Consider the following 22,496-nt stretch of genomic DNA (forward strand, 5'->3'; position numbering starts at 1 on the left):
CAGATGCGCCCCTGTTCAGCTTCAGGGGATATCATGTCGCGTCTGCTCGCCTTCGTCTGCGCCTCCGCGCTTCTCGCCACGTCCGTCGCCGCCCAGTCGGTGGACCGCGTCGCCGTCAACGGCATCATCGACCAGGGGCTGAACCACAGCCAGGTGATGCAGACCGCCGCCTATCTGACCGATAGGATCGGCGGACGCATGACCAATTCGCCACAGATGCGCGAGGCCGAACGCTGGGCGCAGCAGCGGTTCCGAGACTATGGCCTGTCCAATGTGCGGGCCGAGGGTTTCGAGTTCGGACGGGGCTGGTCCATCGTCCGCTCCAGCGCTCGGATGACCGCGCCGCGTCCCCTGGACCTGCGCGCTATTCCCGTGGCCTGGACGCCCGGCACCGATGGACCGATCAGCGCGGGCGTCATCGTGGCGCCCCTGTCCAAGGTCGAGGATTTCGACAAATGGCGCGGCAAGCTGGCGGGCAGGATCGTCATGATCTCCCAGCCGGGCGCGGGGTCGGAGCCGACCGAGCCGGCCTTCCGCCGCTGGACCAGCGCCGAACTGGCCGAACGCAACACCTATAACCAGCCGCAATATTCGCCCGCCGCCATCCGCAAGTCGCTGGAGACGGCCGACTTCGCCGCCAAGCTGGACGCCTTCCTGGTCGAACAGGGCGCCCTGGCCTGGGTGCGCATCTCGCAACGCGACGGCGGCCTGCTGCACGGCACGGGCTACACCTATCAGGTCGGCGCCACCCCCAGGCTGGCGGGGATGGAGCTGGCGGCCGAGGACTATCGCCGTCTGGCGCGCCTGGCCCTGACCGACGCGCCGCCGACGCTGGAGCTGAACAGCGAGGTTCGGTTCCACGACGAGGACGTCAACGCCTACAATATCCTGGCCGACATTCCCGGCACGGCGCGCGGGACCGAATACGTCATGGCCGGCGCTCACCTGGACAGCTGGGTCGCAGCCGACGGGGCGGTGGACAATGCGGCCGGCAGCGCCGTGGTCTTGGAGGCGGCGCGCATCCTCAAGACCCTGAACGTGCAACCCAAGCGCACCATCCGTTTCGCGCTGTGGAACGGCGAGGAGCAGGGCATTCTGGGCTCGCTGGCCTATGTGGACCGGCACCTGGCGACGCGCGCGCCGTCGAACGACCCGGCGCTGGCGAACCTTCCGAACAACCGCACCTGGCGCAGCCGCTGGCCCATCGAGCCGCGCGCCGGCTATCGCGACCTGGTCGCCTATTTCAACCTGGACAACGGCTCGGGCAAGATCCGGGGCATCAACGCCGAGGGCAATGTCGCCGCCGCCCCGATCTTCCAGGAATGGCTGGCGCCGTTCGCCAGCATGGGGGCGACCACCGTCTCGCTGCGCAATTCGGGCGGCACCGACCATGTCTATATGCAGACCGTCGGCGTGCCGGGATATCAGTTCATCCAGGACCCGCTCGACTATTCCAGCCGCCTGCACCACACCAGCATCGACAGCTACGACCACCTGAAGGCCGACGACCTGCGTCAGGCCGCCGTCATCCTGGCCAGCTTCCTGCTGAACGCCGCCAACCGCGACGAGCCCCTGCCCCGGATGCCGCTGCCGACCGAGCCCACGCCCAGCGACCCGTTCGAATATCCAGCCGACTGAATTAGCGCCTGCCTCTCCCATTGGGAGAGGGTTTGAGCGTCCGAGACCCGTCAGGCGCTCGGCCTCGCGAAAGGGTGAGGGTCGGACGGTGCGCCTTGCCCGAAAACCGACCCTCATCGGCCCCGGCTCCGCCGGGCCACCTTCTCCCATCGGGAGAAAGACAGGCATCTTTCGTCCGTATAAACTATTGTAAATTAGCACGATTTCTTCACGCAGAAATGCCGTGCAGAAGTCGTGTAGATTATTCTGCACGTCAGTCCAGAAAGATGGCCTGAATCGATGGCGGCGTCCAATGAGTTGGACCCGCATTATCTAGTCCACGGGTGGTGTCTGACCCGCTTTGCAAGGCGTCAGAGATCGTCCTAATCAGCGTCTACTCCTCGATACAAAGGTCCGACCATGTCTGATGACACCTATTCCGTCGCGTCCGATGCGCGGGACGGCACGATCGAACTGGTTAGCGCCTATGTCTCGAACACCAACACGCACCTGACGGCGGAACAGTTTCAGGCCCTGATCCGCGAAACCTTCGCTACGCTTTCGAGCCTCGACGTTTCGACTACCGAGGCCGAGCCGGAAACGGCGACGCCAGATCGTAAATCCAGGGCGGAGATCAGGAAGTCGATCGGCCACACAGCCTTGATCAGCTTCGAAGATGGCAAGCCCTACAAGAGCCTCAAGCGCCACCTTGGCACACGCGGCCTGACGCCCGACGACTACCGCGCCAAATGGGGTCTGCCGTCCGATTACCCCATGGTCCATCCGGCCTATAGCGCCCAGCGGTCCGAACTGGCCCGCGCCATTGGTCTGGGATCAAAGGGTCGTCAGGCGAAAGCCGTCGCCAAACCTGCGCCCAAGACGCGCAAACTCCGTCAACCCAAGGCGTGATGACAAGGGCCGACGTGTGCGCCCCGTGAACGTCCAGCCCGCCTAGAATAGCGACAACTGCTTGTTCGCCTGATCGAAGGCCTTCCATTCCGGCGACCGGGACTCGTGATCCAGCCACGCCTCCACGAAGGCTTCCGCGCTGTCGTAACCGTCCATCACCGCTTTCGGCGTGAAGTGTGACCTGTACCCTGTCTCGGTGATCGGCAACGGCGCCCGCTCGGGTGACACGCTCACCACTTCCAGATGAGCCATATGGGTTCGGTCGTCATAGACCAGATAGTCGGCGTTCCACCGGATTTCGATCTCGATGCCGTTCCAGCGTGTCCGAGTTATTGAGTAGTCATTCTTCATATCCGCCTCTGGGGTTTGGGTTCGTACTGAACCCTTGCCCGTCGGCGAGACTGGGGGAGCAAACGGAGCGGGAGGCTTCGCGAGGACCCGGCTGCAACGAGCACCGCGAGAGAAGCTGGGCGGATGCCTCTCCGGAGTGCGCAGGGGGCAACGCCCCAAGCCTCTTGCGATAGGGATTGTCACCCGAATGGGACGAGATCGCCGGCGCAGCCGGAAGCTCGGGGCACAGCCTAAAGCCCGCCGCACACGGCGCGGATCGCCCGTTGAGATAACAACCCCATTACGGCGCCTGGTCGGCTTCACGACCTCCGTTCCGTAGGCCGCTAGGGATAGGGCTAGAACCCGAATGGAATATGATCGCCAGCGCGGCCGGAGGCTCGGCCGCCCGCGTTGCATGCTTTGACAAGCAAAGGTCGGACGAGTGCTGATGTCCCAAGTCATAGATGACGCGGGAGATGAAAATGCAGGTTTCGCCAATTAGAGCGGCGCAGTACGTGCGTATGTCGACAGAGCGACAGGAATACTCGCCGACATTCCAGAAGGCGACCAATGAAGCCTTTGCGGTCGAGCATGGGATGCAGATCGTTCGGACTTACGAAGACGCCGCCGTTAGCGGGGTCTCTCTCCGGAAGCGAGACGGTCTAAAAGCCCTTTTGGCCGACGTGCTTTCAGGGGACAGCGGGTTCACCTGCGTCCTTGTTTACGACGTCAGCCGATGGGGCCGGTTCCAAAATTCCGACCAGGCCGCCTACTACGAGTTCATGTGCGTTCAGGCGGGCGTACCTGTCCTCTATTGCGCTGACGGCTTTAAAAACGACGGCAGTCCTATGTCGCAACTGATGAAGCATATCAAACGGACCATGGCGGGACAGTACAGCCATGACCTTTCCGAGAAGGTGACACGCGCTCAGCGTGGACTATTGGCCCAAGGATTCTGGACCGGAGGGCGGGCTCCGCTCGGCTTGCGGCGGATATTCACGCGCAGTGATGGCACGATGCTCGCCGCACCATCGGGTTCGTTCGTCCGTAAACAGCAAGGTGTGCGAACCAAGCTCATCCTGGGCCCGGACGCCGAGGTGGAGTTCGTGCGTCGAATATTCGCGCTCTATCTTCGTCCGAAGGCGACCACTGTGAGCGTCGCGCGAAAACTGACGGCAGATCCGGGCGTGAATGCTGAGTGGGGTGATTGGTCAGCCAGACGAGTGCGGTACATCCTCGATAACCAAGCCTACATCGGCAAACTCATCGGCGGACGTTACTCCAGACCAGTCGGCGTCAAGTCTGGGGGTGCCCTGCCTCGCGCCGACTGGATCGTCGTGGATGACGGCGTTCCCCCGATCGTGACAAAGGATGTCTTCGAGGCCGCACAACGAAAGCGCCAGCGCAACCGAACTCCTGTCGCTTTTAAAGCCGCGCTCGCCGATCTGCGGCGCGTTGGCACCGACCATGGCTACATCAGTCAGGGCCTCATTCGACGCTTCGGCCGATGGAGCCCCGGCGTTTACTACCGGCAAGTCGGCCCTATGCCGGTCATTCGCGATCTACTGAACCTGCCTGTGCCGGCCAAGTTCGCGAACCATCACCTTTTTAAGGGCGACATGAACCGTCACGGCCGAGGCAAGCCGAGATATTCGATGGACGATTTGCACCAGCACCTGAAACGGGCCTTTGCCGAGCATGGCAGCCTGTCGCGTGAGATACTGGACGCTTACGGTACGCCCAGCACCTACACGATCTACCGTCGCTACGGCTCAATGGCCGCCGCGTATCTGGCCGCTGGTTATCAGCCGAGCGGGCTTCAACTCCAGAAAATGGCGGAGCATCACTCCTCGCAAATCCTGACCGTCCGCGCGAGGCGAGCCAGTGCGGTAGCAAATGCCGCCTCCGCAGCGTCCGGGGCTATCCCAAGATGCGATCCGATCTCGCCGTAGGTAAGCCCCCCGAAACGATGGAGAACGAACACGTCGCGAAGGTTGGTAGGCAGTCGCAGGATCGCCGCCTTAAGGACATCCGCAGAGCTTCTTGCACGTCGGCGTTTTGGCCGGGACTTTGGCGTTGTCATCCGCTCGTCCTCCAGTCGATTCCGATGATGGCTCGATCATTAGCAGCACGTAGTCGATCGCCTTCCGGCTAGGCGTTCAAAAAGTTCATGGAAGTCCCTTGGGAAATCGCAATGAGGTCCATCCGCGATCTCGTGATCATTGCGTGGGCCTCCGGATGGTCCTCGGGCCAGATCAGACGCTCAACGACTGCCAGCCGCGCAACGATCGCCTCCAAGGTCGCCGCGCTGGAATCAGGGATCGCCTCTAGGAGACGCTCACGCTTGTCGAATAGCGTGGTCAAGATGCCGTCGATGTCGCGAAGCTCTTTGGACCATGGCAAAGCCTGCTGTTCAGTCGGCGTGAGGCTGCACCACGAATGCTCCCGGATCAGCCAGCCTTCCAGTTTCGCCCAACGGGTCTGGAGACGCTCTATCTGGGCATCGACGGCCAGCCAGTTTCTGCACCGCCGCGTCGCTACGTCCGAAGCGGCATCGGCGGCGGGAAGCAGGGCAGCGGAAGCGGCAGCCGGATTGGCCGCCCCAAACGCAACGGCCGATGTGCCGGCGATGAGCGCGCGCCTGGAAAGTGCAGGCAGGCGCGCGTCCTCGATGCCCGTCTTTCGACGCGAGCCCATGACTGAAGCCTTCTAATCACCTATGATTATTTTATAATCGCCGAAGGCAAGTACCGCGTCAATATAAAATAGTCTTTCATGATAATAAAATCATCATTGCTGTGCTGACATCCCCACAAATCAAGGCCGCGCGCGCCCTCCTCGGTTGGAGCCAGCCTTCGTTGGCGAAGGCGTCGGGCCTATCGCTGCCCACCATCGTGCGTATGGAGAGCCAGCTCGGTCCGGGGCGTAGCTCTGCAGCCAACGTCGAAGCTGTTCAGCTGGCTCTTGAAACCGCTGGGGTCACCTTCCTGGAAGGGACAAGCGAGTCGGGGCCGGGAGTGCGCCTAAAACGCGGACTTGAGGGATGATGACTTAGTTAGACGCCGCTGGAAGCAGACCTCCGTTATGTCGTCTACGGGTGGAAAGCGGACACTCAGTAAGAGCGAAGATCGGTCGTTACGGATGGTTGTCCCAGACACGCGATTACCGTCGTCATTACACGACTTTGGCCGAATAGCTCACCTGGGTTTCAAGCGGAGAACGCGAGCGCGAGACGATGATTTTGTAATGCACCGTCATCCAATTCCGAGCCCCCAATGGCGCGCCTCGATCGGTACGGCGGGTCGTCTCATACGCCTCAACGTAGCATTCGACGCCGGGTATATCCTGGCAGCTAAAGCCGAGGCTCTTCGCACAATCCCTGACGTCATTGCTGGCTGAGGCCGCACATCGCTCGGCAAACCAGCGCGGAGCGTCCCTCTCGCCGTAGTCCGAGCCCAAAGCGGATAGCGCGTACAGATATCTGCTGGCGGGGCTGTCGGAAAACGTGCTCTCGCGCACGGCGATTGCAGGCCATCCGAAGCATCCTCCGCCGCCAAGGCACCCGAGGAGTGTTGTGATCGTCAAAGCTGTTCGCTTCACCCATGGCATTCTTGCACTCTGACCATTCGCCAGATGTCCGCAAGGGGTCGAATTCAGTCCTGGGCTTCAGCACCGGAGACAGACGTTGGCCTCTAGGCCGGAAAGCGGGCTGGGTCGGCGTCAGCTAGGGGTGGTTAGCGGACTCTAGCGAACTTCCCATCGAGCAAAGGCATAGTAGCTATCGCCCGCCGGGGGGAAACTGCCGTCGGTGGCCCGCGCAGTTGCTTTAAGCTGGACGCGTGCTGCCCATGCGCCGAACGAAGAGCCCGGTTCCGACTCATCAACAAGACCGCACGCCGTCGTCACGCCACCTTCACCCAGGTCGCATTTCAACAGCGCCCAACCCTTACCGATCCCGTCAATAGGCATCGTGGCCATTAGGCTTCGCGGCACTCGCCGCTGGAGCTCGGCAGGACACCAAAGCCGAGATCCTGTTGCTGGATCCCGCTCGGATAAATCACAAACGACAGGTTCTGGCCGCACTGCGGCAGGTGGCGCCGCCTGACTAAGGGCGAGCAGCATCGTGGCGATGATCATCAGACCTCCTAAATCCAATCCGCGAAAGTCTGCAATGGGTCGGTTTCAATCCTGGGCTTCGCTGCGGAGATCGGACATTGGCCCGCAGACCGAAAAGCGGTCGCGGTCGATGTCATCTAGGGGTGGCTAGCGGACGCTCGTTTTGACCCGTCAGGGCCTAACCCCAGAAACGGACATTTTTTCCCAGGTGCTGGACATTCGCTTTGCAAAGCCGGCCTAGTCTGCGGTGGTCTCGCCTCGATTTAGCCCAACGCTCAACACCAGCATCATCAGGCAAAGGCCGCCCGAGAGGGTGAGAGCTAGAGCCGTGGAGCGATCCAAGGCGATGGCGTAGGTAGCCGGCGCAGCGGCCTGAAGGTAGCGGGCCGGCGTGAGGAGCATGGCCTGCCTTACGGCATATCGCTCTGGACCAAAGACTTTCAACGGCAGCACGCCAGACGCGACTGAAAGAAGACCGTTGCCGAAGCCTTGGCCGACCGCGAGCAGTGGCGCGAACTTCACTCCTCCGAGCAGGGCCGCTGACGCACCAACAGGATGGAAGAGGCAGGCGAGCCGTACCGTCGCCAAAGGATGAGCTCTGTGGAGCCAAATCAAATCTATCAATCGGGCTGAAATCGCACATCCCGCCATCATCCCGGCCGCCCAGGCCGCATCCGACGCCTTCATCCCCAAGGCACCGAGAATGCGAGGAAGGTGCGCGCCCATCGCCGTCGATACGAACCAAGCCCCTGCGAAAAGCGCCGCAAGCTGCACCATCGGTCGATCCCAAGATATCCGCCCCTCAGGGGTTACGTTTTTGGCGTCGGATTGCCTGGGCGACAGCGCCAGAAGCGTCATCGGCAGACAAATCAGAAGATGGGTGAAAGCCCAGGCAAGGCAGGCCGACCGCCAATCACCCGCCTCACTCATTGCCTTCGTGATCGGCCAACCCAGACCACCGCCCAACGCCCCGATCAGGGACACCGCAGTGATCCCTCGCCGGGCGTCCGCCCCCCGTCGCTCCACGACGATGGCGAAGGCAGTCCCGTATAGACCCGTGCCCATACCCACGCCCAGCAAGGTGATGCCTGCCCAAAGCATCTCCGAGTTGATCGCCGTAGCCATGATGACGAGAGCCGTCGCAAAAGCCGCGTGAGCAAACGCTTGGACAAGTTGTCCGCCGAATCGCTCAATGGCCCTGCCCGCCGCCGGCGTTATCAGGGCCGAGAGCAGGAACGCCGCCGACAGGGCGGAAAATACGGTAGCGGGCCGCATGCGAAAATCAGCTGCCACGGGATCCGCCAGCACACCGAGGAGATAGTAGCTGGAAGCAAAGGCCACAATCTGGCCTAGGCCCAGCACGGGTATGAGGAGACGCTCGCGCATCCGATGTGGGTGCGCTCGTTGCGATCAGCGAGAAAGCGACTTATCGACGGTCCAATGTTCGAAAAACCCACAGCTAGAACCCCGCTTCCGTCGCTGAATGGTCTTAGAGCGTTTGAGGCAATGGGCCGGCTCGGAAGCGCGACGCGCGCGGCGGCAGAACTTCACGTCACCCACAGCGCAGTCAGTCGCCAGGTGAAGGTGCTCGAAGCCGTCCTAGGCGTCACCCTGTTCGAAGGCCCGAAGTCGAAGCTCACGTTGACGGAGGCCGGCTCCGCCCTTCTCGCTGGCCTATCCCAAGGGTTCGATACGCTCGGCGATGCGGTGAGGTCGGTGCAGGTCTCGAATGTGGTCAGGATCGCCATCCACAACAGCTTGGCCGTTAAATGGCTGATACCCCGCTTGCCAACCTTCGAGCGTCTTCATCCTGGCATCACGATCGAACTCACCGACCTCCCGGTGGACGCCGTGCGCGCTCGCAGTGCCGATCTCGTGGTTCGCTTTCTCGACGGAGACCGACTCTCTGCGCCCGGAGTCGAACTACTCGCCCAGAACTATGTCGGCGTTGTCCTCTCACCTGAGGTCGAAGACACCAAGGGCAATCTCCCGATGCTTGCAGCCGCAAGCCATACACGCGGTTGGCTCGCCTGGTCGGAGGCCGGAAGACCGATAGAGTTCGGCGCACGGACCCGGACGCTGGCACATCTCCACCACGTGCTTGATGCCGCGGTCTCCGGCCTCGGCGTCGCGGTTCTGCCCTGGACGCTCGTCGCGGAGGCGATCCTCGCCGACCGTCTTCGAGCTCCTTATGGGTTTGTCGGCGACGGCGGCCACCTTGTCGCCTGTGTAGCGCACGATCGATCCAGCCCCGCTATGCGAAGGGTCATCGATTGGCTCCGCCGTGAGGCTAAAACGACAACAGATCAGCTGGGTGGCGCGGCATCACGCTAGAGGCTGCACTGCGCTAGAAGAGATCGTTGGGGTCCAGGTTGGATATCTGCTTTGGGTCGATGTCAGTCATGATCATCAATGCCCGAAGCAGACTTCTGCCAAGCCCCTAAGAGATTACGGGTGGCAGCACTAGGCTGCTACTCTCGGTCTGCTACCGAATCCTTCGGCGGCGCCACCGTCACCGTGCACCGCTGCACCTTCCCGCTGTCGATCGCCGCCGCCCGGCAAGCCTCAAGGGCGTCCCGGTTCTCGTCGGCAAGCCGGGCGTCCGCGACGATCCGACCCCAGCCCATCGGATTCGCCGCCCGCATTAACGCTCCGCCCGCCGTCCAGCGATCCTCCCGCATCATCAGAGCCGCCATCCGCGTGTTCAGCCCGAACGGCAAGACGCCGGCGAGGATCGGCGAAAGCAACACCCCGACCGCGAACGCCACGCCCCCGATCCAGCCCAGCAACCGGACCTGCCTATCCTTCGCCCAGGCCTGACCGATGAGGCCGGAGAGCCGCGACCGCTCGCGCTCCGCCTCCTGCGCGGCGCGGTCCAGCCTCTGCGCCGCCTCCCGCACCAGCGCCGAACCCGCCCTCGCGATACCTTGGCCCTGCTGCTCGGGCGTGAGGTTAAGCGCAGGCGAGGCCAGCACCGTCTCCAACGACTGACCGATCTCGTCGAGACCCTTGCCAAGTATCGCGAGATCCTGACTGTAGTCAGGCGGCCGGTTCTCCCGGATCGCCGCTGGAAGGCCCTCGATCGCGCGGCGCAGCACCGAGACCTCGGCCCGCAGGTCCTCGAACGCCTGGGCCGGGTCGCCCGCCTGATCCTCCGCCATCCTCGCCTCCTGACTTAGTTACAACGACAGGCCCCGATGCAAGTCCCGCCTGATCTGCTGGGTCGCCTGCTGCACGCTACGCGCCGAGATCACCCGACCGAGGGTCGAACTCTGGCCCATTCCCAAGTCCTGCGCCCGCGACCGCACCAGCGATGCCAGCTGCGGATCGCGCTTCAGCGTGCCCGCCATCGCCTTCATGCGCGCCTCCACGCGTTGGCGTTCGCCTCTGTGTCGCCAACCGTCCAGCCGGTCATGCTGCGTTTCCAGCCGCTTCCAATCCTTCACCAACCGGTCGGCCTTCAACATCGGATCATGCCGCACCCACGCTTCGCGGCGGATGGCGCCGGCCAGCTCGGCACCGCGTTCAGACCCGCGAAGATCCCGCATGGCGCGCCAGGTTGAGGGCTCATGACGCAAGGCGTTGTGCAGGTCGCGCGTCGCCCCCGGCCTCGTCTGATCCAGCACCGCCCCGGCCTCGCGCAATTCGCGCTTCTGATATTCAAGCACGGGCAGCTTCTGGGCGCGCATCCGCTCGGTATCGTCCATCGCCCGCGCATAGCGCTCCACCGAAACCTCCAACGTCTGCGCGGGAACGGGAGCCGTGCGCCCCGGCCCCCACGACGACAGGCCTTCCACGCGGCTGAACTGTGGCGGCGCCGCGCGCTTGTGCAGGGTAAACCCGTCGAACAGGCCCCGTTTGCGAGATTCGGCGTCGTGACCCGTGGCGCGGGTCGGCGCTTCGAGGCCGCGCCGTGCGGCATAGTCCAGCGTGGTTTCCTTGAGTCCCGTCCGCGAAAGCCGCGCCGACAAAGCGTCCAGATCCTTGAACTCACTCCGGTCGGCATAGAGGGTCGCCGTCTCCCGATGCCGGGTCATGGCCACATAGGTCAGGTGCCGGTCCATCGTCCCGGACGCCAGCATATGGACCCGGTCCACCGTCGCGCCTTGCGCCTTGTGGATGGTCGTGGCGTAGCCGTGGTCTACGGCGGCGTAGTCCGCCATCGACACCGACACGGTGCGGCCCTGGCCGGGTCCCTTGGCGCTATCCAGAAGGACGCTCAACCGACCGGGCTCGGCGCGTTCTACCGTCCCCAGCATGCCGTTCTTCACGCCAAGGTCGCGGCTGTTCTCGCGGAAAAGCAGACGGTCCCCGGCGGCGAAGGCCCGCTCGCCCTCGGTCGTCCGGTAGACCTGCTCGCCGCGTAGCTCGCCCCGGTCCTGCCGTGCGGTGCGGATCGCGTCGTTCAGCTCAGCCACGTCCACGCGGCGGTGCGCCAGCACCAGTCGCGAGCCGTCCGGTCGCGCGTCCATGTCGGCGATCACGTCGGCGACGATGGCCTGACGGGCCGCGCCCGTGTCGGCCTCGAACCGGACCGCGCCGCGTTCAGCATAGGCCGTCAGACCCTCATGGGTGCGATGACGGGCGAAATCCACCGAGGCGTCGCGCTGCCAGTCTTCGCGCTGGCGGCGGATCTCGCCAAGCTCGACGAACCCGACGCGTTCGGCCACAGCGCGGAAGGCCGCGCCCGGTCCGATCGGCTGGAGCTGTTCGGGGTCGCCCACCAGCACCACCTTAGCCCCGGATCGGTCGGCCTCTTTCAACACACGCGAGAGCTGGCGGCTGCCGACCATCCCGGCCTCGTCGATCACCAGCACGCTGCGCGGGCCGAGGGTGTCTCGACCCCGCTCCCAACTCCTTTCCCAGCTCGCCAGCGTCCGTGAGGCGATCCCAGAGGACTCCTCCAGACCCTCCGCCGCCTTGCCGGCCAGGGCCGCGCCCATGACCCGGTAGCCCTCGGCCTCCCACACCTGACGCGCGGCCCCGAGCATGGTGCTCTTGCCGGCGCCCGCCATGCCGACCACGGCCCCGATCCGTTCCGGTCCGGTGAGGTGGCGGACCGCCTGGCTCTGTTCCCCCGACAGGAACGGCCGCTCGGCGAGGGCGCGCTCGGTGTGGCTGGGACTGACTCCGAACGTCCGGCTCTCCGCCATCCGGTCGGCGCTGTCAGCCATCGCCTTCTCGACGGCGATCATCTCCGTGGTGGAATAGCGCGCCGGCTCCAGGGTGCGGCCAAATTCGTCCCTCTGCTCGGGGCGCAGTTCGACAAGCGCGGGCGACGCCATCGCCGTGGCGAAGGCCCGCTGGAACTGGTCGGGATCATCGACGTAGCGGTGGATCACCTTCGCCACATCGGTGCGGTCGAACACGCTCTTCTCGTTGGTCACCAGCGTCAGCGCCTGTTCGGGCTTCTCGCGGATCAGTCGGGCGTTGCGCTGCGCCTGTTCGGCGTCCTGACGCGAGCGGACCACGGACTTGCCGCGCCGGTCCATCTGGGTGGCGTGCACGCCCATATGCTGGGTCGGCTCGATTTCCAGACCACAGGCCTGATGCGAGCGATGATCGATGCGCAGGTCGTGACCCGCCAGGGCCAGATGACGATTGGTCCGGTCTTCCCAATCCAGCCGGATATCGCGGAGCTGATCGTGCGAGGTCGGCAGGCCGAGCGCGATCAGTCGCTTGTTCTCCAACTCGATCTCGGACTTCTCGCCGAGGCCCTCGCGTTCGACCTTGCGCGTGGTCAGCAGGATATGGGCGTGGTGGTTGCGCACGTCGGTGTCGCCGTGCGGACTGTGGATCGCGAAATCGACCGCCACCCCGTAGCGATCGGCCAGCCCTTGAGCGAACTCCCGCGTCAGCGCCAGCCGCTGCTCGGGCGTCAGCTCGTGCGGGAGCGCCACCTCGATCTCTCGGGCTACACGGGCATCCTTGCGGCCTTCCGCGAACTCCGCCGCATTCCACAGGGTCGAACGGTCCTGCGCCCATTCCGCGTCCACGCCTTCGGGCAGGACGATCTCGGTGTGCTCGACGCCGCGACGGGCGGTGAAGTCGTGGGTCTGGCCGTCGCGTTCGTTGATCAGCCGCTCGGACGATCGATAGGCGGCGGCCGCGACAGCGCTGCGTCCACTGCTGCGGCTGATCGGCTTCATCGCCAGATGATAGATCGCCATGACGACCTCCAGGGAGCCGCCGTTAGGGCAGCCAGTCTGGCGGGCCGAGATCACGCAAGGCCAGGCTGCAACCTGGGTCCGTCGATCTCAAAATACCAAGCCCTGAGTTGCGCAGCAACTCGTAAGTGCGCCCTTCGCTAATCTTCACTTCGCTCGATACGCTCGGTGGGGTGCGCTTGTGAGCAAGCGGAGCGAGCATCCAGAGATGCCGTTCAGCAACGCAGCATCAGTCGCCGTGCGAATCGGATTGCCTGCTGTGGGCGAGCATGGTGGGGCTGGCGGTCCGTCGCAATGGCGCAGTGAACACCGGGGTATTGCTCGGCCGTTGCTGATTGCATCGCCGGGGTGCGTCGCTGTTGACCGATGACGGCTCGGCGCTCTTGTGCTACCTTGGGTTCTGGAAAAGGAGCGGCGACACGGAGGAGACGATGGCGAGGCGGTCAATCGCCGAGCGGCTGGCTCAACTGGAGGCCCAGCGCAAATCGCTACAGACCAAGCTCGGCAAGCAGGAACGGGCCAGGGATACGCGCCGCAAGATCCTGCTCGGCGCCCTGGTCCTGCATCGGCTGGAGAAGGGTCAGGACGCCTTCTCCAAGGACCAACTTCCCGATTGGCTCCGGCGCGAACTGCCCGGCTTCATCACCCGTGACGACGACGCGGCCCTGTTCCCCGATCTGATCGGCGAGAGCGGCGCGGCGCCGTTGCCAGACAAGACCTGATCGGGGCGCTGGAGTGCTGCGCCGGCTCTTCGGACTCGTCGGGCTGATCGTCACCCTAATCGGCGGCTACCTGATGGGCACCATCATCGGCCTGGTCTTCATCATCCCGTTCATCCTGATCCGGCACAGCAATGAGACCGAGCAGAACTGGCTGTTGCTCGCGGCCGGATCGGCGGGAGCCCTCATCGCCTGGCTCAAACGGCGAGCGGCGGGCGCGGGGTTTGAGGACACCGGCGACGTACATGGTTCGGCCCGGTGGGCGAGCGCGCGGGAGGTTTGGGCGTCACTCGGTGGGACGGACGGGTTGATCGTCGGTCGCGAGAACCGGCGGGGCGGATCGCTTCTGCGCTACGATGGCGAACAGCATCTGATCACTATCGCGCCTACCCGCTCTGGCAAGGGCGTCGGCGCCATCATTCCCAATCTGCTGACCGCAAACCGCTCGATCCTCTGCATCGACCCCAAGGGTGAGAATGCGCGGATCACGGAACGGGCGCGGCTCGGCTTCGGGCCGGTTGAGGTGCTGGACCCGTTCGGCGCATCGGGCGTGCCGTCCGCCGCCTTCAATCCGTTGGATGGTCTCGATCCGGACGGTCTGGAGCTGGCCGAGGACGCGGCGCTGTTGGCCGATGCCCTCGTTTACGATCCGCCGGGCCAGACTGGTGAGGCGCACTGGAATGAGGAGGCCAAGGCGCTGATCAGCGGCATCATCCTCCATGTCGCCTGTTCAGAACATCCGGGCACCCGCAACCTCGTCACCGTGCGCGAGAGGCTCACCAGTGCCCCCGAGGCCTTCGACGAGATGCTGGCTGTCATGCAGAAATCCAGGTGTGCCGGCGGCCTCGTCGCGCGGGCCGCCAATCGTCATCTGAGCAAGAGCGGTCGGGAGGCGGCGGGCGTGCTGTCGTCGGCCCAGCGCCATACCCACTTCCTCGACAGCCAGCGGATGGCGGCGGTGCTCGGGCACTCGGATTTCCGCTTCGAGGATCTAAAGGCCGGGGTCGGCACGGTGTTCCTGGTCCTGCCGCCGGAGCGGTTGAGCACCCATGCTCGCTGGCTGCGTCTGCTCGTCGCCCAAGCCATCGGAGCGCTGGCCCAATCCCCGGCGCGGCCCGAGCGGCCGGTCCTGCTGCTGCTCGACGAGTTCGCGGCCCTGGGTCGGTTGGAGCCGCTGGAGCAGGCCTTCGGTCTGATGGCGGGCTATGGCCTGCAACTCTGGCCCATCCTCCAGGACCTGCATCAGCTCCGGAGCGTCTACGGCGAGCGGGCGGGGACGTTTCTGTCGAACGCCGGGCTGATCCAGATCTTTAACGTCGGTGATGTCGAGACAGCGAGCTGGGTCTCCCGGTCGATGGGCTCGGGGACCGTCGCCTACCGAACGGCGAGCAGCGGAGAGTCGCAATCGCCGGGGCCGATGATGTTCTCGCAAACGTCCACCAATACCTCCACGACAGATCATCTAGTGAAGCGCGAACTGCTGACGCCGGATGAGGTGATGCGGCTCGACTCCAGTCTCGAGATTCTATTGCGCCAAGGGCAAGCGCCAGTCGCCGCACTGAAGGTGCGGTATTTTTCTGATCCGGAGTTCGTCGGCACTATCAAGTAACCGTGTCGGTACTCGCATGTTTCGGTGCCTGCTTCAGCACCTCAATCATACTTACTCGGTGATGCCGCCAGACGGGTCGAACAGATCGGGACCTCGATCCTTGGGCTTGCGCTTGGCCTTCTCCGTCGCCTTGCGCTCGGCCTTCCGCTCGCTGTGAATCTCGAAGGCCGCGAGCAGGATGCGCAGGGCGTCCTCCAGTTCCGCCGCCGACACGGTTCCCAGATCACCACCGTTGATGACCTGAACCTCGCGCCCGGCACGCGGAGTCTGTTCCCGCAAGTCAACCCACTCCATCGCCGCGTCTTTGAAATCGCCGACGAAGAAGGTCTGACGCAGGATCGTATTAAAGATGGCGCGCTGGGTTGGGTCGAGCGTCCGGCCCTTCCAGCACTGCGCCCAGAGCACCCGCAGACGACCGTCTTCAACCCAGAACCCCGACGGCCGCACCGGGATAGATACGCCGCTGCCGATGGGGAATAGGTAGCGTTCGCATTCGCGGAACCACGGCACCTTCTTCTCGGCGGCATAGGGCGCGAACGCCGTCACCAGCCCCTTGTTCGGCGCGATGTTCTTCTGGTGCTTGTCAGCCGCGACTTGGCCCAGGGCCCATTCAAGGGACTGACCTTCCATCAGTGGCTTGAACAGTCTGCGGCCGGGATCGAGCGAGAACGGTATCTGCGCGAGATCGAGCTTCTCCATCTCAAAGACGGTTGCCTCGATCGTGGGCCTGATCAGCGCCACGGCGTGTTGGACGGATGGGGTTCTGCGCAGATCGGCCATCAGCGGTTACACACGCCTCCTTAAGATATCGCGGTAATATGATTCGGTCATCGAGTCCGGGATGACCATTCCGGGCATCGGGCGACCCTCTGCCGCCGTCCACACCTGGTCCCACGGCGCTCCCGGTTCGTGGGTCTTCTGGACAAGCCAGAACGCAGATTTGGTCCCGTAGAACTTTGTCATCTGTTCTACGTGCTGGCGCTCCTGATCGCTCAGCCCGACCTCCACCGGCACGTCCTGTCCAGTCGTCAGGTCAATGCGGGTCAGACGCCCTTTGATCGGCTTGTCGCCGTAGGTCCGAAGCTGGCGGTAAACCTGCGGATGGACTGGACCGTGCTGCCAAGCCTCGAACGCGGAGTCCACCAACGCCTCATTGTACTGGGCCAGATACCAAGCATGCGCGAAGTAGATGATCTTGTTCAGGGGCAGGTTGGAAAGGACCAAGCCGTTCGCCTCAGCCACGTCGAGGACGGCGTTTGCGATCTCCCTGACGTCTCTGGCCAACCGATTGTCCTTCGGCCGAAATGGCCAACACGAATCCGTATCCAGACCATAGCCGAGTTCGCCATATGTTCCAACGACTGGCGATCGTGAGTGTTGATCAGATTGTGGAAGCCTTGGACGCATAGGCTTGGTTCCAGCCACCAGAGGCGGCTCCTAGAGCCAAGCGCACCTAACGTGCTCGTCGCCAAAGCGGCGATTACCGACCGCCGCTCTACGCCTAAGGCCTATAACGCGCCAGGAGCGGTCGTTGAACAGTGTACTGGAAGCGGACATTTGCCGCTGTGGAAACGCCATGGAGTGGAGCTGCACGCCAGCCGAAGGCGACGGAAGCGAGCTGGGTTGATCGCGTCCGGACCGTTGTCATAACGCTCGCCAAACTGAAGCCGTGAGCGGACTGCGCTGTGAAGGGAGATCCTGTTCAAAGCGTCCTAACCGCGTTAGCGCTAAGCCAAGGCTGCTCCGTCGTAAACGGCCGCATCTGGGAAGATGCCGGAAGCTCTGACCTGACGTTCCGCGTCCGCCGTCGAGGGCGCGAAATACACGACGATGAGGTCGGTCAGAGCCCGTGTGCAGCACACGTAGAAAAGTCGTCGAGTGCGATCGACGGATGTTGGCTTGCCTTCACGCATGTTTTCCAGATCGCGGGCCGAGGGAGCCTTCACGCCGAAGTACTTGTCGTACGAGAACTGAACGTGCGTACCCTCATCGTCATCGAGCACGACTAGCACTCGTTCGAACTCCGCACCTTTGATGCCTTGCTGCGTTGAGAAGGGCGAGAGCTGCTGAATGTACCCGCGATAGCCTCGAAACTCAGAGGCAGCACATCGGAGGAGAGCGTCCATCGCTGCGATCTCGCGACCGCCATCTTCCTCATCCTCGTCGCCCTCAGCAGCCTGTGGCTGCGCTGGGGCGCGATCATCCAGAAATGCCAAGAGGCGTGGATCGAGTGTGAGAAGCCGTGCGTCCCGTAGATGGGTGAAGACGTCACCAACAGACGCCCCAGATCCGGCCTGCATTTGTGCTTGTAAATGCGCGCTCGCTGTTCGGAGCTTGGCCAGAAGCGCAGCCACGCCGGCCTTCGGAAGACTGTCTTTCTCAAGCAATGGACACTGCTTCCGCAGCAGCGACATCGCCGCGAACTCGTCGCCGGCTTCCAACGCCTCAGTAAGTGGAAGGACGAAGCTCTCGAATGGTCGGATCGGCCAAGCTGAAGCGTCGAGAAATCCGTCTTTGAACGCGCTTGGCGCTTTATCATTCATCGCGGCGTACAGCGCGCCGAAGCCTAGGCGATCGGCTGCCATGCGATGGACGATCACGAGCATTTTGAAGTCAGCATCGGGTCCGTCTGCCCAGGCTGGGTTCTGGTCCTCGCGCGCTACGAAGCCTCGCACCGCTGCAAGACGTTCGTTTCGCCGCCCATCGGCCGGAAGAACAAAGATGCGAGCCGAACCTTCAACGACCGCACGGACGCCGTCGACTTCCGCACTCCGCCCTCCAATCTGGACCAGGTCATCACCATCACGTCGAATGGCGTTCGCAACGTTAAGCACGGTGCGCGGGCAACGGAAATTCTCCTCCTTCTCAATCAGTAGCCAGCCGTTCTCCAGCGTGATCGGCCCGATTCCGGTGGGATAGATCTGCTGCATCGGGTCACCGAAGAAGCCAAGGCAGAAGCGGTTGCCAGCTTGGGCTGCGACAGCCTTCAAGGCTTCTACAACAGCCTCTTGAGTGTCCTGACTTTCATCGACGAAAACGAACGGAAACTGCTGCGCTACCAACGTCCGAAAAAGTGGGCGCTCGCGCATAAGGTCCGTCGCCATACGAATGATGTCGTCGTGCCCGAGAATGCCTTTTGGGTAGTCACTGCCAGTGCCGTAGGTGAAGTTTTTCACGCTTTGCACCTCGGCAGTCGCCGCCTCGTACCGCGCGATGTCACGCTGGTTTTTGTCGCGGGTGCGCTGCTGAACGCGCGGGCCGTAGCCGGCCGCCGTCGCAGTCAGGTCGTCGATCCTTTCACCGATGCGGCGCAGAACCCAGGCTTTAATGTCCCGCTGAAATGAGCGCGTGATCGACCAGAGGAAGCTATGGATCGTCGAGACGTGAACCAGCGGATTATTCCCAACATCGGCCCAAATTTCCCCGGCCGCGACCTCCGTGTAGGTGATGCACGCGATGCGTTGGCGTCGCAGTTTTAGCGTTTTGCCGTGGGTGGCGACTGTGGTCGCAAGCGCCTTCACCAACGAGGTCGTTTTGCCGGAACCCGCGCCAGCGACCATCACGAAGCAACGCAGTTCCGCTCCCAAGAGGCATGTGGCGAGTTCAAGGTCTGCCGCAGTGTCGGGCTTGTTCGCGCGACTGCTACTCATGCGGAGCTCCGTCGACCGCCTCGGCCGCCTCGACGATGGCATCCGCCTCCTGCTCGACCTCCAGATCGACCTGCTCCGCGAGCCATAGGAGCCCGGCTCGAATGTAACCCGGCGACACCCAAGCATCCTTGTTTGCAGCGAGGACCTGGAGTGCGAACTTGGTTTTGTCGAAGCCCTTTCCGCCCACACGCTTGTGCAGGCCTAGAGCAAGCGCCATCGGGTCAACGGCTGGCTTCCGAAGTTTGAGACCCACAGGTTTCTGTTCAGCCGCTTGGCACCACGCGGCGTTCTCAAGACCAAAGGCCTCTTCAAGCGTACGACCACAGAACGACGTCGTCTGACCGCCCCAGGTGACGTCGGTTGCCGTCTGATAGGTGACCATTACCTTGGAGGGCTCTGAGCCGATTAGATCGGCCGTCTTTTCATCCGCCGTTGCGGCGAGAAGCTCCGCAATGGTGCGCCTCTTCGGCAGCCACTGAATGAGGGTCTGATTTGACGTTTCGGCACCGGCCGTGCTGGGCAGGCAGGCTTTGCCATACCGCTTGACCGCCGGATCGGCGGCCTGATCCGCAGGAACCTCGAATTCGATTTCCTCTTCGTCTTCGGAATCATCCTCTTCGGTCACGGTCGGGTCTGCCGCAGCGGTTACGCTGTCGATGTCGGTTACGATCAACGTGGTGATGCCCAAGAACTCAATGAGCTCCTTGAACCGATGACCGAATGCACCGCCAACCTCCAAGATCGAAAGGGCGGCCGAACGCAAGCCGGTGGCTTCCTTCTCGATCATCAGCGGCATGAGAAGGCGTTCGACGTTGCCCTCCACCAAGATCGCAGCGTCGGCGAAAAACAAATCGCAGTGCGTCAGTTTCAAATAGCGCTGGAGAAAGTCGCGGTCCTTGGGAGCGTCGCCGGGCTGGAACGCGGAGAGGTTCAACACCTGGGTCGTCTGCTCTTGATCGACCACGTGCCGGCGGAAGTAGCGGATTGGTGCGAAGCCGCGCTCGTAGAGCACATGCGGGGAGTGAGTTGTGACGACTACTTGGCTGGCGAACGCGCCCTCGATCTCGCCAGGCAGGCTCAATAGGCTGAGGACATTTCGCACAAAGACTTGCTGCAGCTGGGCATGGAGGTGCGCTTCCGGCTCCTCAATAAAAATCAGGTGCAGAGGGGGGCGTTTCTCTTCCTCCGCCACCCATTTCGCTTGGAGGTCGAGGATCTCCACAACCATGTAGATGAGGTTCTTGAAGCCCAAGCCATTGTAAGTATCCGGAAGTCGCGTGGCATCGTCACCATCGCCAAGAATGTAATGGATGCGCGCGTCCTGGCTCATGACCGACGCGGGGTTCAGCGCAGACTTGATCTCCAGACGTGGATTATTCAGGCCCGGATATCCAAGGGTCGCTATCCGTTCGAGCGTCGGCGCGAAGACATCCATCAGGTGCTGGTTCAGTCCGACCTCTGACGCGAAGAGGGCGGCGAGGGCGGAGTGGTCTTCTTCGCGCTGCTCTAAATTTCGCTGATAAAATCGGCTCAGGCGGCGTGACAGGTCTTCCGATCTGCCAGCACTTCCTTCGGTGCGCGACGAGGGGTCCGCGAGGTGGCGCTGAGCGTTGAGACAATCGACGCGGACAAGTGATTTTAGGACAGCTGCGCCGCTCAATTCACCGGCGATGAGTGCTGGCTCATAGCCTTCGTTGGCGACCAACTCGTCGTTGAACTGTGCACGGTCAAGGACCGAATAACGGAGCTCGAACTCGCTATGGAGCTCCTTCTCCAAGTAGTCCGTGAGCGACTTGGGCCACGGCACATAGTTACCGCTGCTTTCCGGTAGCGCGGCTGCATGTGCGAGTGCTGTCTGCTTCTGCTGGCGATAGCGTTGGAGGAGTTCGCCGCCATTTTTGGCGGCGAGTTCGACGCGGACCCCGACCATGTTGCCCGCCCACGCGGTGCTCGGGAGGATTGGGATGGCCAGATACAGATCAGATTCGGTTACCTCAAACCAAAGGTCCAAGCTGATCGCCGGGATGACGGCGTTTGTGTCTTCAGCAGTGTCACCTTCCTCCAGAACATTCAGCTCTCTCCACGTGTTGGAGCTGAAGTCAAAAAGTGAAAAACGGTCCTTCGCACCTGACAAGAACATGATGATGGCTTGCGTGGCGGATGTCTTCCCGCTGTTGTTTGCTCCAACGAAAATCGAGATATCCGGTGCGAGCTCAACGCGGACGTCGCGTAGCCGTCGGTAGTTCTTGAGACGGTAAGAGTGTAGATACATATGGCCCCTCGCGCGTCTATTACGGCTATCTCAACCAGAGGTCGAAGTCGAGCAAGAGCTAGTACGGTCAGCAGAAGCGCAACGACCGTTGGCGCTTCGCGCGATGCGACGAGAAATGGATGGCGTCGCCGGCCATCTGGAAGCTAGCCTCCCGCTTGTCGTCCTTCAGCCGGTAGGCCCACCGCTGGAGACAGGCGACCCCCTGCGTCTCAACAGCCAGGCGATCGACTTGGTTTACCATCTTTCCACACGGAAACGAATGTGAGCGGGGAAGGCCGACTGGGGGAGCCCCACCGGTCTCCAGCCTAAAGCTGAACCGAGACCTGCCAGTTCGTCGACCGGCTTCGCGACAGGATCTCTGGTACGGAAGTCAGCAAGAGCTCTCCGGTCAGCTTGTTGAACAGCGCCACCCGGTGGCGTTCTCCCAGCTGATTAGCGGCTTGGATCTCCGCCTCAGTAAGTGCAAAAAAGAACCCCGCGAAACCGGGTTTGACCCGTGGCTGGTTCGCCGTCTTGATTTCAATGAAGGTGGTGAGGGCCAGCTGCGATCGCAGCCGCTCCTGATCAATGTAGTCCAAGGGAGAGGGGGTCGCGAGCGCGTCGAAACTCGAGGCTTTGAGGATGACGCCGTCGCGCTTGAGCGCCGCGAGAAGCCCTGCGAGCGCGGCCCCACGCGGGCGCTCGGTCCAGTCAGACTGAATCAAGGCGGCGGTGCGCTCTCCCTCGGCCCCACTTCGATTAGAAAACCGGGCCAGATGCACCCGGCGCGATGTGATCAGGTCAATCGGCTTCATGCTGCCGGCCACGGCTGCGGCGATTGACTTCTCGCGGCGGTTGGCCAGCTCACGGCGCGAGAGCGCCAGCCAGACTCGTTTTCCAGTCCTCGTCCTGCAGCAACATCGTGAACCGGACAGAGTCGGGCGCTTCGTCAAATAGTTCGACTTCACCGGTTATCGGTTGACGATAGGCCGCTTGAAGCGCGTCCATGAGCTCGCGCTTGAACCGGGTTGACGTGCCCCTGAGAATTTCCTCCACGCGGAGCTAGAGTCCGCCCCTTGAAAGGACGGACGGAATGAAACGAGCGAGATTCACGGAAGAGCAGATCAT

At 62.9% G+C, this 22,496-nt stretch carries 18 protein-coding genes; 7 read left to right on the plus strand and 11 right to left on the minus strand.

What is annotated here, in order from left to right; all coding sequences use genetic code 11:
• The first annotated feature begins 33 nt into the window (after window positions 1–33).
• Entirely contained in the window at window positions 34–1,638 is a 1,605-nt protein-coding gene (locus tag DI624_RS07085; RefSeq protein WP_291537033.1) for a M20/M25/M40 family metallo-hydrolase, read from the plus strand.
• 399 nt (window positions 1,639–2,037) lie between these two features.
• Window positions 2,038–2,526, plus strand: coding sequence for a MucR family transcriptional regulator (locus tag DI624_RS07090; protein ID WP_291537034.1), 489 nt, complete (start codon window positions 2,038–2,040; stop codon window positions 2,524–2,526).
• A gap of 42 nt (window positions 2,527–2,568) precedes the next feature.
• On the opposite strand, the gene DI624_RS07095 is transcribed toward DI624_RS07090, so the two are convergent.
• Complete coding sequence (locus DI624_RS07095) at window positions 2,569–2,877, minus strand: hypothetical protein (RefSeq protein WP_291537035.1); 309 nt, start codon at window positions 2,875–2,877, stop codon at window positions 2,569–2,571.
• A gap of 443 nt (window positions 2,878–3,320) precedes the next feature.
• Here DI624_RS07095 and DI624_RS07100 point away from each other — a divergent pair, with 443 nt between their 5' ends.
• Window positions 3,321–4,808 carry a recombinase family protein gene (locus DI624_RS07100; RefSeq protein WP_291537037.1) on the plus strand — a complete coding sequence of 496 codons (1,488 nt, stop codon included), beginning with the start codon at window positions 3,321–3,323 and terminating at the stop codon, window positions 4,806–4,808.
• On the opposite strand, the gene DI624_RS16100 is transcribed toward DI624_RS07100, so the two are convergent.
• Together DI624_RS16100 and DI624_RS07105 are read right to left on the minus strand one after the other, a co-directional pair.
• Window positions 4,700–4,939, minus strand: a complete 240-nt coding sequence (locus DI624_RS16100) for an RNA polymerase sigma factor (RefSeq protein ID WP_367142093.1) — start codon at window positions 4,937–4,939, stop codon at window positions 4,700–4,702. The two genes, DI624_RS07100 and DI624_RS16100, sit on opposite strands and share 109 nt — an antisense overlap.
• Window positions 4,940–5,007: 68 nt before the next feature.
• On the minus strand, window positions 5,008–5,553 hold the full coding sequence (locus DI624_RS07105) for a helicase (RefSeq protein ID WP_291537038.1): 546 nt from the start codon (window positions 5,551–5,553) through the stop codon (window positions 5,008–5,010).
• Window positions 5,554–5,654: 101 nt separating this feature from the next.
• Between DI624_RS07105 and DI624_RS16105 the strand changes: the two genes are divergently transcribed.
• Window positions 5,655–5,903 carry a helix-turn-helix domain-containing protein gene (locus DI624_RS16105; RefSeq protein WP_348983624.1) on the plus strand — a complete coding sequence of 83 codons (249 nt, stop codon included), beginning with the start codon at window positions 5,655–5,657 and terminating at the stop codon, window positions 5,901–5,903.
• A 1,306-nt stretch (window positions 5,904–7,209) separates the two neighbouring features.
• On the opposite strand, the gene DI624_RS07110 is transcribed toward DI624_RS16105, so the two are convergent.
• On the minus strand, window positions 7,210–8,358 hold the full coding sequence (locus DI624_RS07110) for an MFS transporter (RefSeq protein ID WP_291537040.1): 1,149 nt from the start codon (window positions 8,356–8,358) through the stop codon (window positions 7,210–7,212).
• 54 nt (window positions 8,359–8,412) lie between these two features.
• Between DI624_RS07110 and DI624_RS07115 the strand changes: the two genes are divergently transcribed.
• Complete coding sequence (locus tag DI624_RS07115; RefSeq protein ID WP_291537041.1) at window positions 8,413–9,306, plus strand: LysR substrate-binding domain-containing protein; 894 nt, start codon at window positions 8,413–8,415, stop codon at window positions 9,304–9,306.
• 137 nt (window positions 9,307–9,443) lie between these two features.
• Here DI624_RS07115 and DI624_RS07120 read toward each other — a convergent pair whose 3' ends face one another.
• Together DI624_RS07120 and traA are read right to left on the minus strand one after the other, a co-directional pair.
• Entirely contained in the window at window positions 9,444–10,133 is a 690-nt protein-coding gene (locus DI624_RS07120) for a DUF6118 family protein (RefSeq protein WP_291537042.1), read from the minus strand.
• Between the two features lie 18 nt (window positions 10,134–10,151).
• Entirely contained in the window at window positions 10,152–13,142 is a 2,991-nt protein-coding gene (gene traA / locus DI624_RS07125) for a Ti-type conjugative transfer relaxase TraA (RefSeq protein WP_291537044.1), read from the minus strand.
• A gap of 428 nt (window positions 13,143–13,570) precedes the next feature.
• Here traA and DI624_RS07130 point away from each other — a divergent pair, with 428 nt between their 5' ends.
• Together DI624_RS07130 and DI624_RS07135 are read left to right on the plus strand one after the other, a co-directional pair.
• On the plus strand, window positions 13,571–13,861 hold the full coding sequence (locus DI624_RS07130) for a mobilization protein (protein ID WP_291537045.1): 291 nt from the start codon (window positions 13,571–13,573) through the stop codon (window positions 13,859–13,861).
• Between the two features lie 13 nt (window positions 13,862–13,874).
• The gene (locus DI624_RS07135; RefSeq protein WP_291537047.1) at window positions 13,875–15,467 is read left to right on the plus strand and encodes a type IV secretory system conjugative DNA transfer family protein; all 1,593 of its coding nucleotides are present in this window, start codon (window positions 13,875–13,877) and stop codon (window positions 15,465–15,467) included.
• Window positions 15,468–15,518: 51 nt separating this feature from the next.
• On the opposite strand, the gene DI624_RS07140 is transcribed toward DI624_RS07135, so the two are convergent.
• From DI624_RS07140 to DI624_RS07160, 5 genes are all read right to left on the minus strand, one after another.
• Complete coding sequence (locus DI624_RS07140) at window positions 15,519–16,247, minus strand: hypothetical protein (protein ID WP_183197390.1); 729 nt, start codon at window positions 16,245–16,247, stop codon at window positions 15,519–15,521.
• Between the two features lie 6 nt (window positions 16,248–16,253).
• The gene (locus DI624_RS07145; RefSeq protein ID WP_183197388.1) at window positions 16,254–16,751 is read right to left on the minus strand and encodes a Panacea domain-containing protein; all 498 of its coding nucleotides are present in this window, start codon (window positions 16,749–16,751) and stop codon (window positions 16,254–16,256) included.
• A gap of 443 nt (window positions 16,752–17,194) precedes the next feature.
• Window positions 17,195–19,117, minus strand: coding sequence for a UvrD-helicase domain-containing protein (locus tag DI624_RS07150; RefSeq protein WP_291537052.1), 1,923 nt, complete (start codon window positions 19,115–19,117; stop codon window positions 17,195–17,197).
• On the minus strand, window positions 19,110–21,389 hold the full coding sequence (locus DI624_RS07155; RefSeq protein ID WP_291537053.1) for an ATP-dependent endonuclease: 2,280 nt from the start codon (window positions 21,387–21,389) through the stop codon (window positions 19,110–19,112). The genes DI624_RS07150 and DI624_RS07155 overlap by 8 nt, the downstream gene beginning before the upstream one ends.
• Before the next feature lie 305 nt (window positions 21,390–21,694).
• Window positions 21,695–22,336, minus strand: coding sequence for a hypothetical protein (locus DI624_RS07160; RefSeq protein WP_291537055.1), 642 nt, complete (start codon window positions 22,334–22,336; stop codon window positions 21,695–21,697).
• Window positions 22,337–22,496: the final 160 nt, after the last annotated feature.

The sequence above is a fragment of the Brevundimonas sp. genome (genome assembly GCF_003248455.1).
Taxonomy (GTDB): Bacteria; Pseudomonadota; Alphaproteobacteria; order Caulobacterales; family Caulobacteraceae; genus Brevundimonas.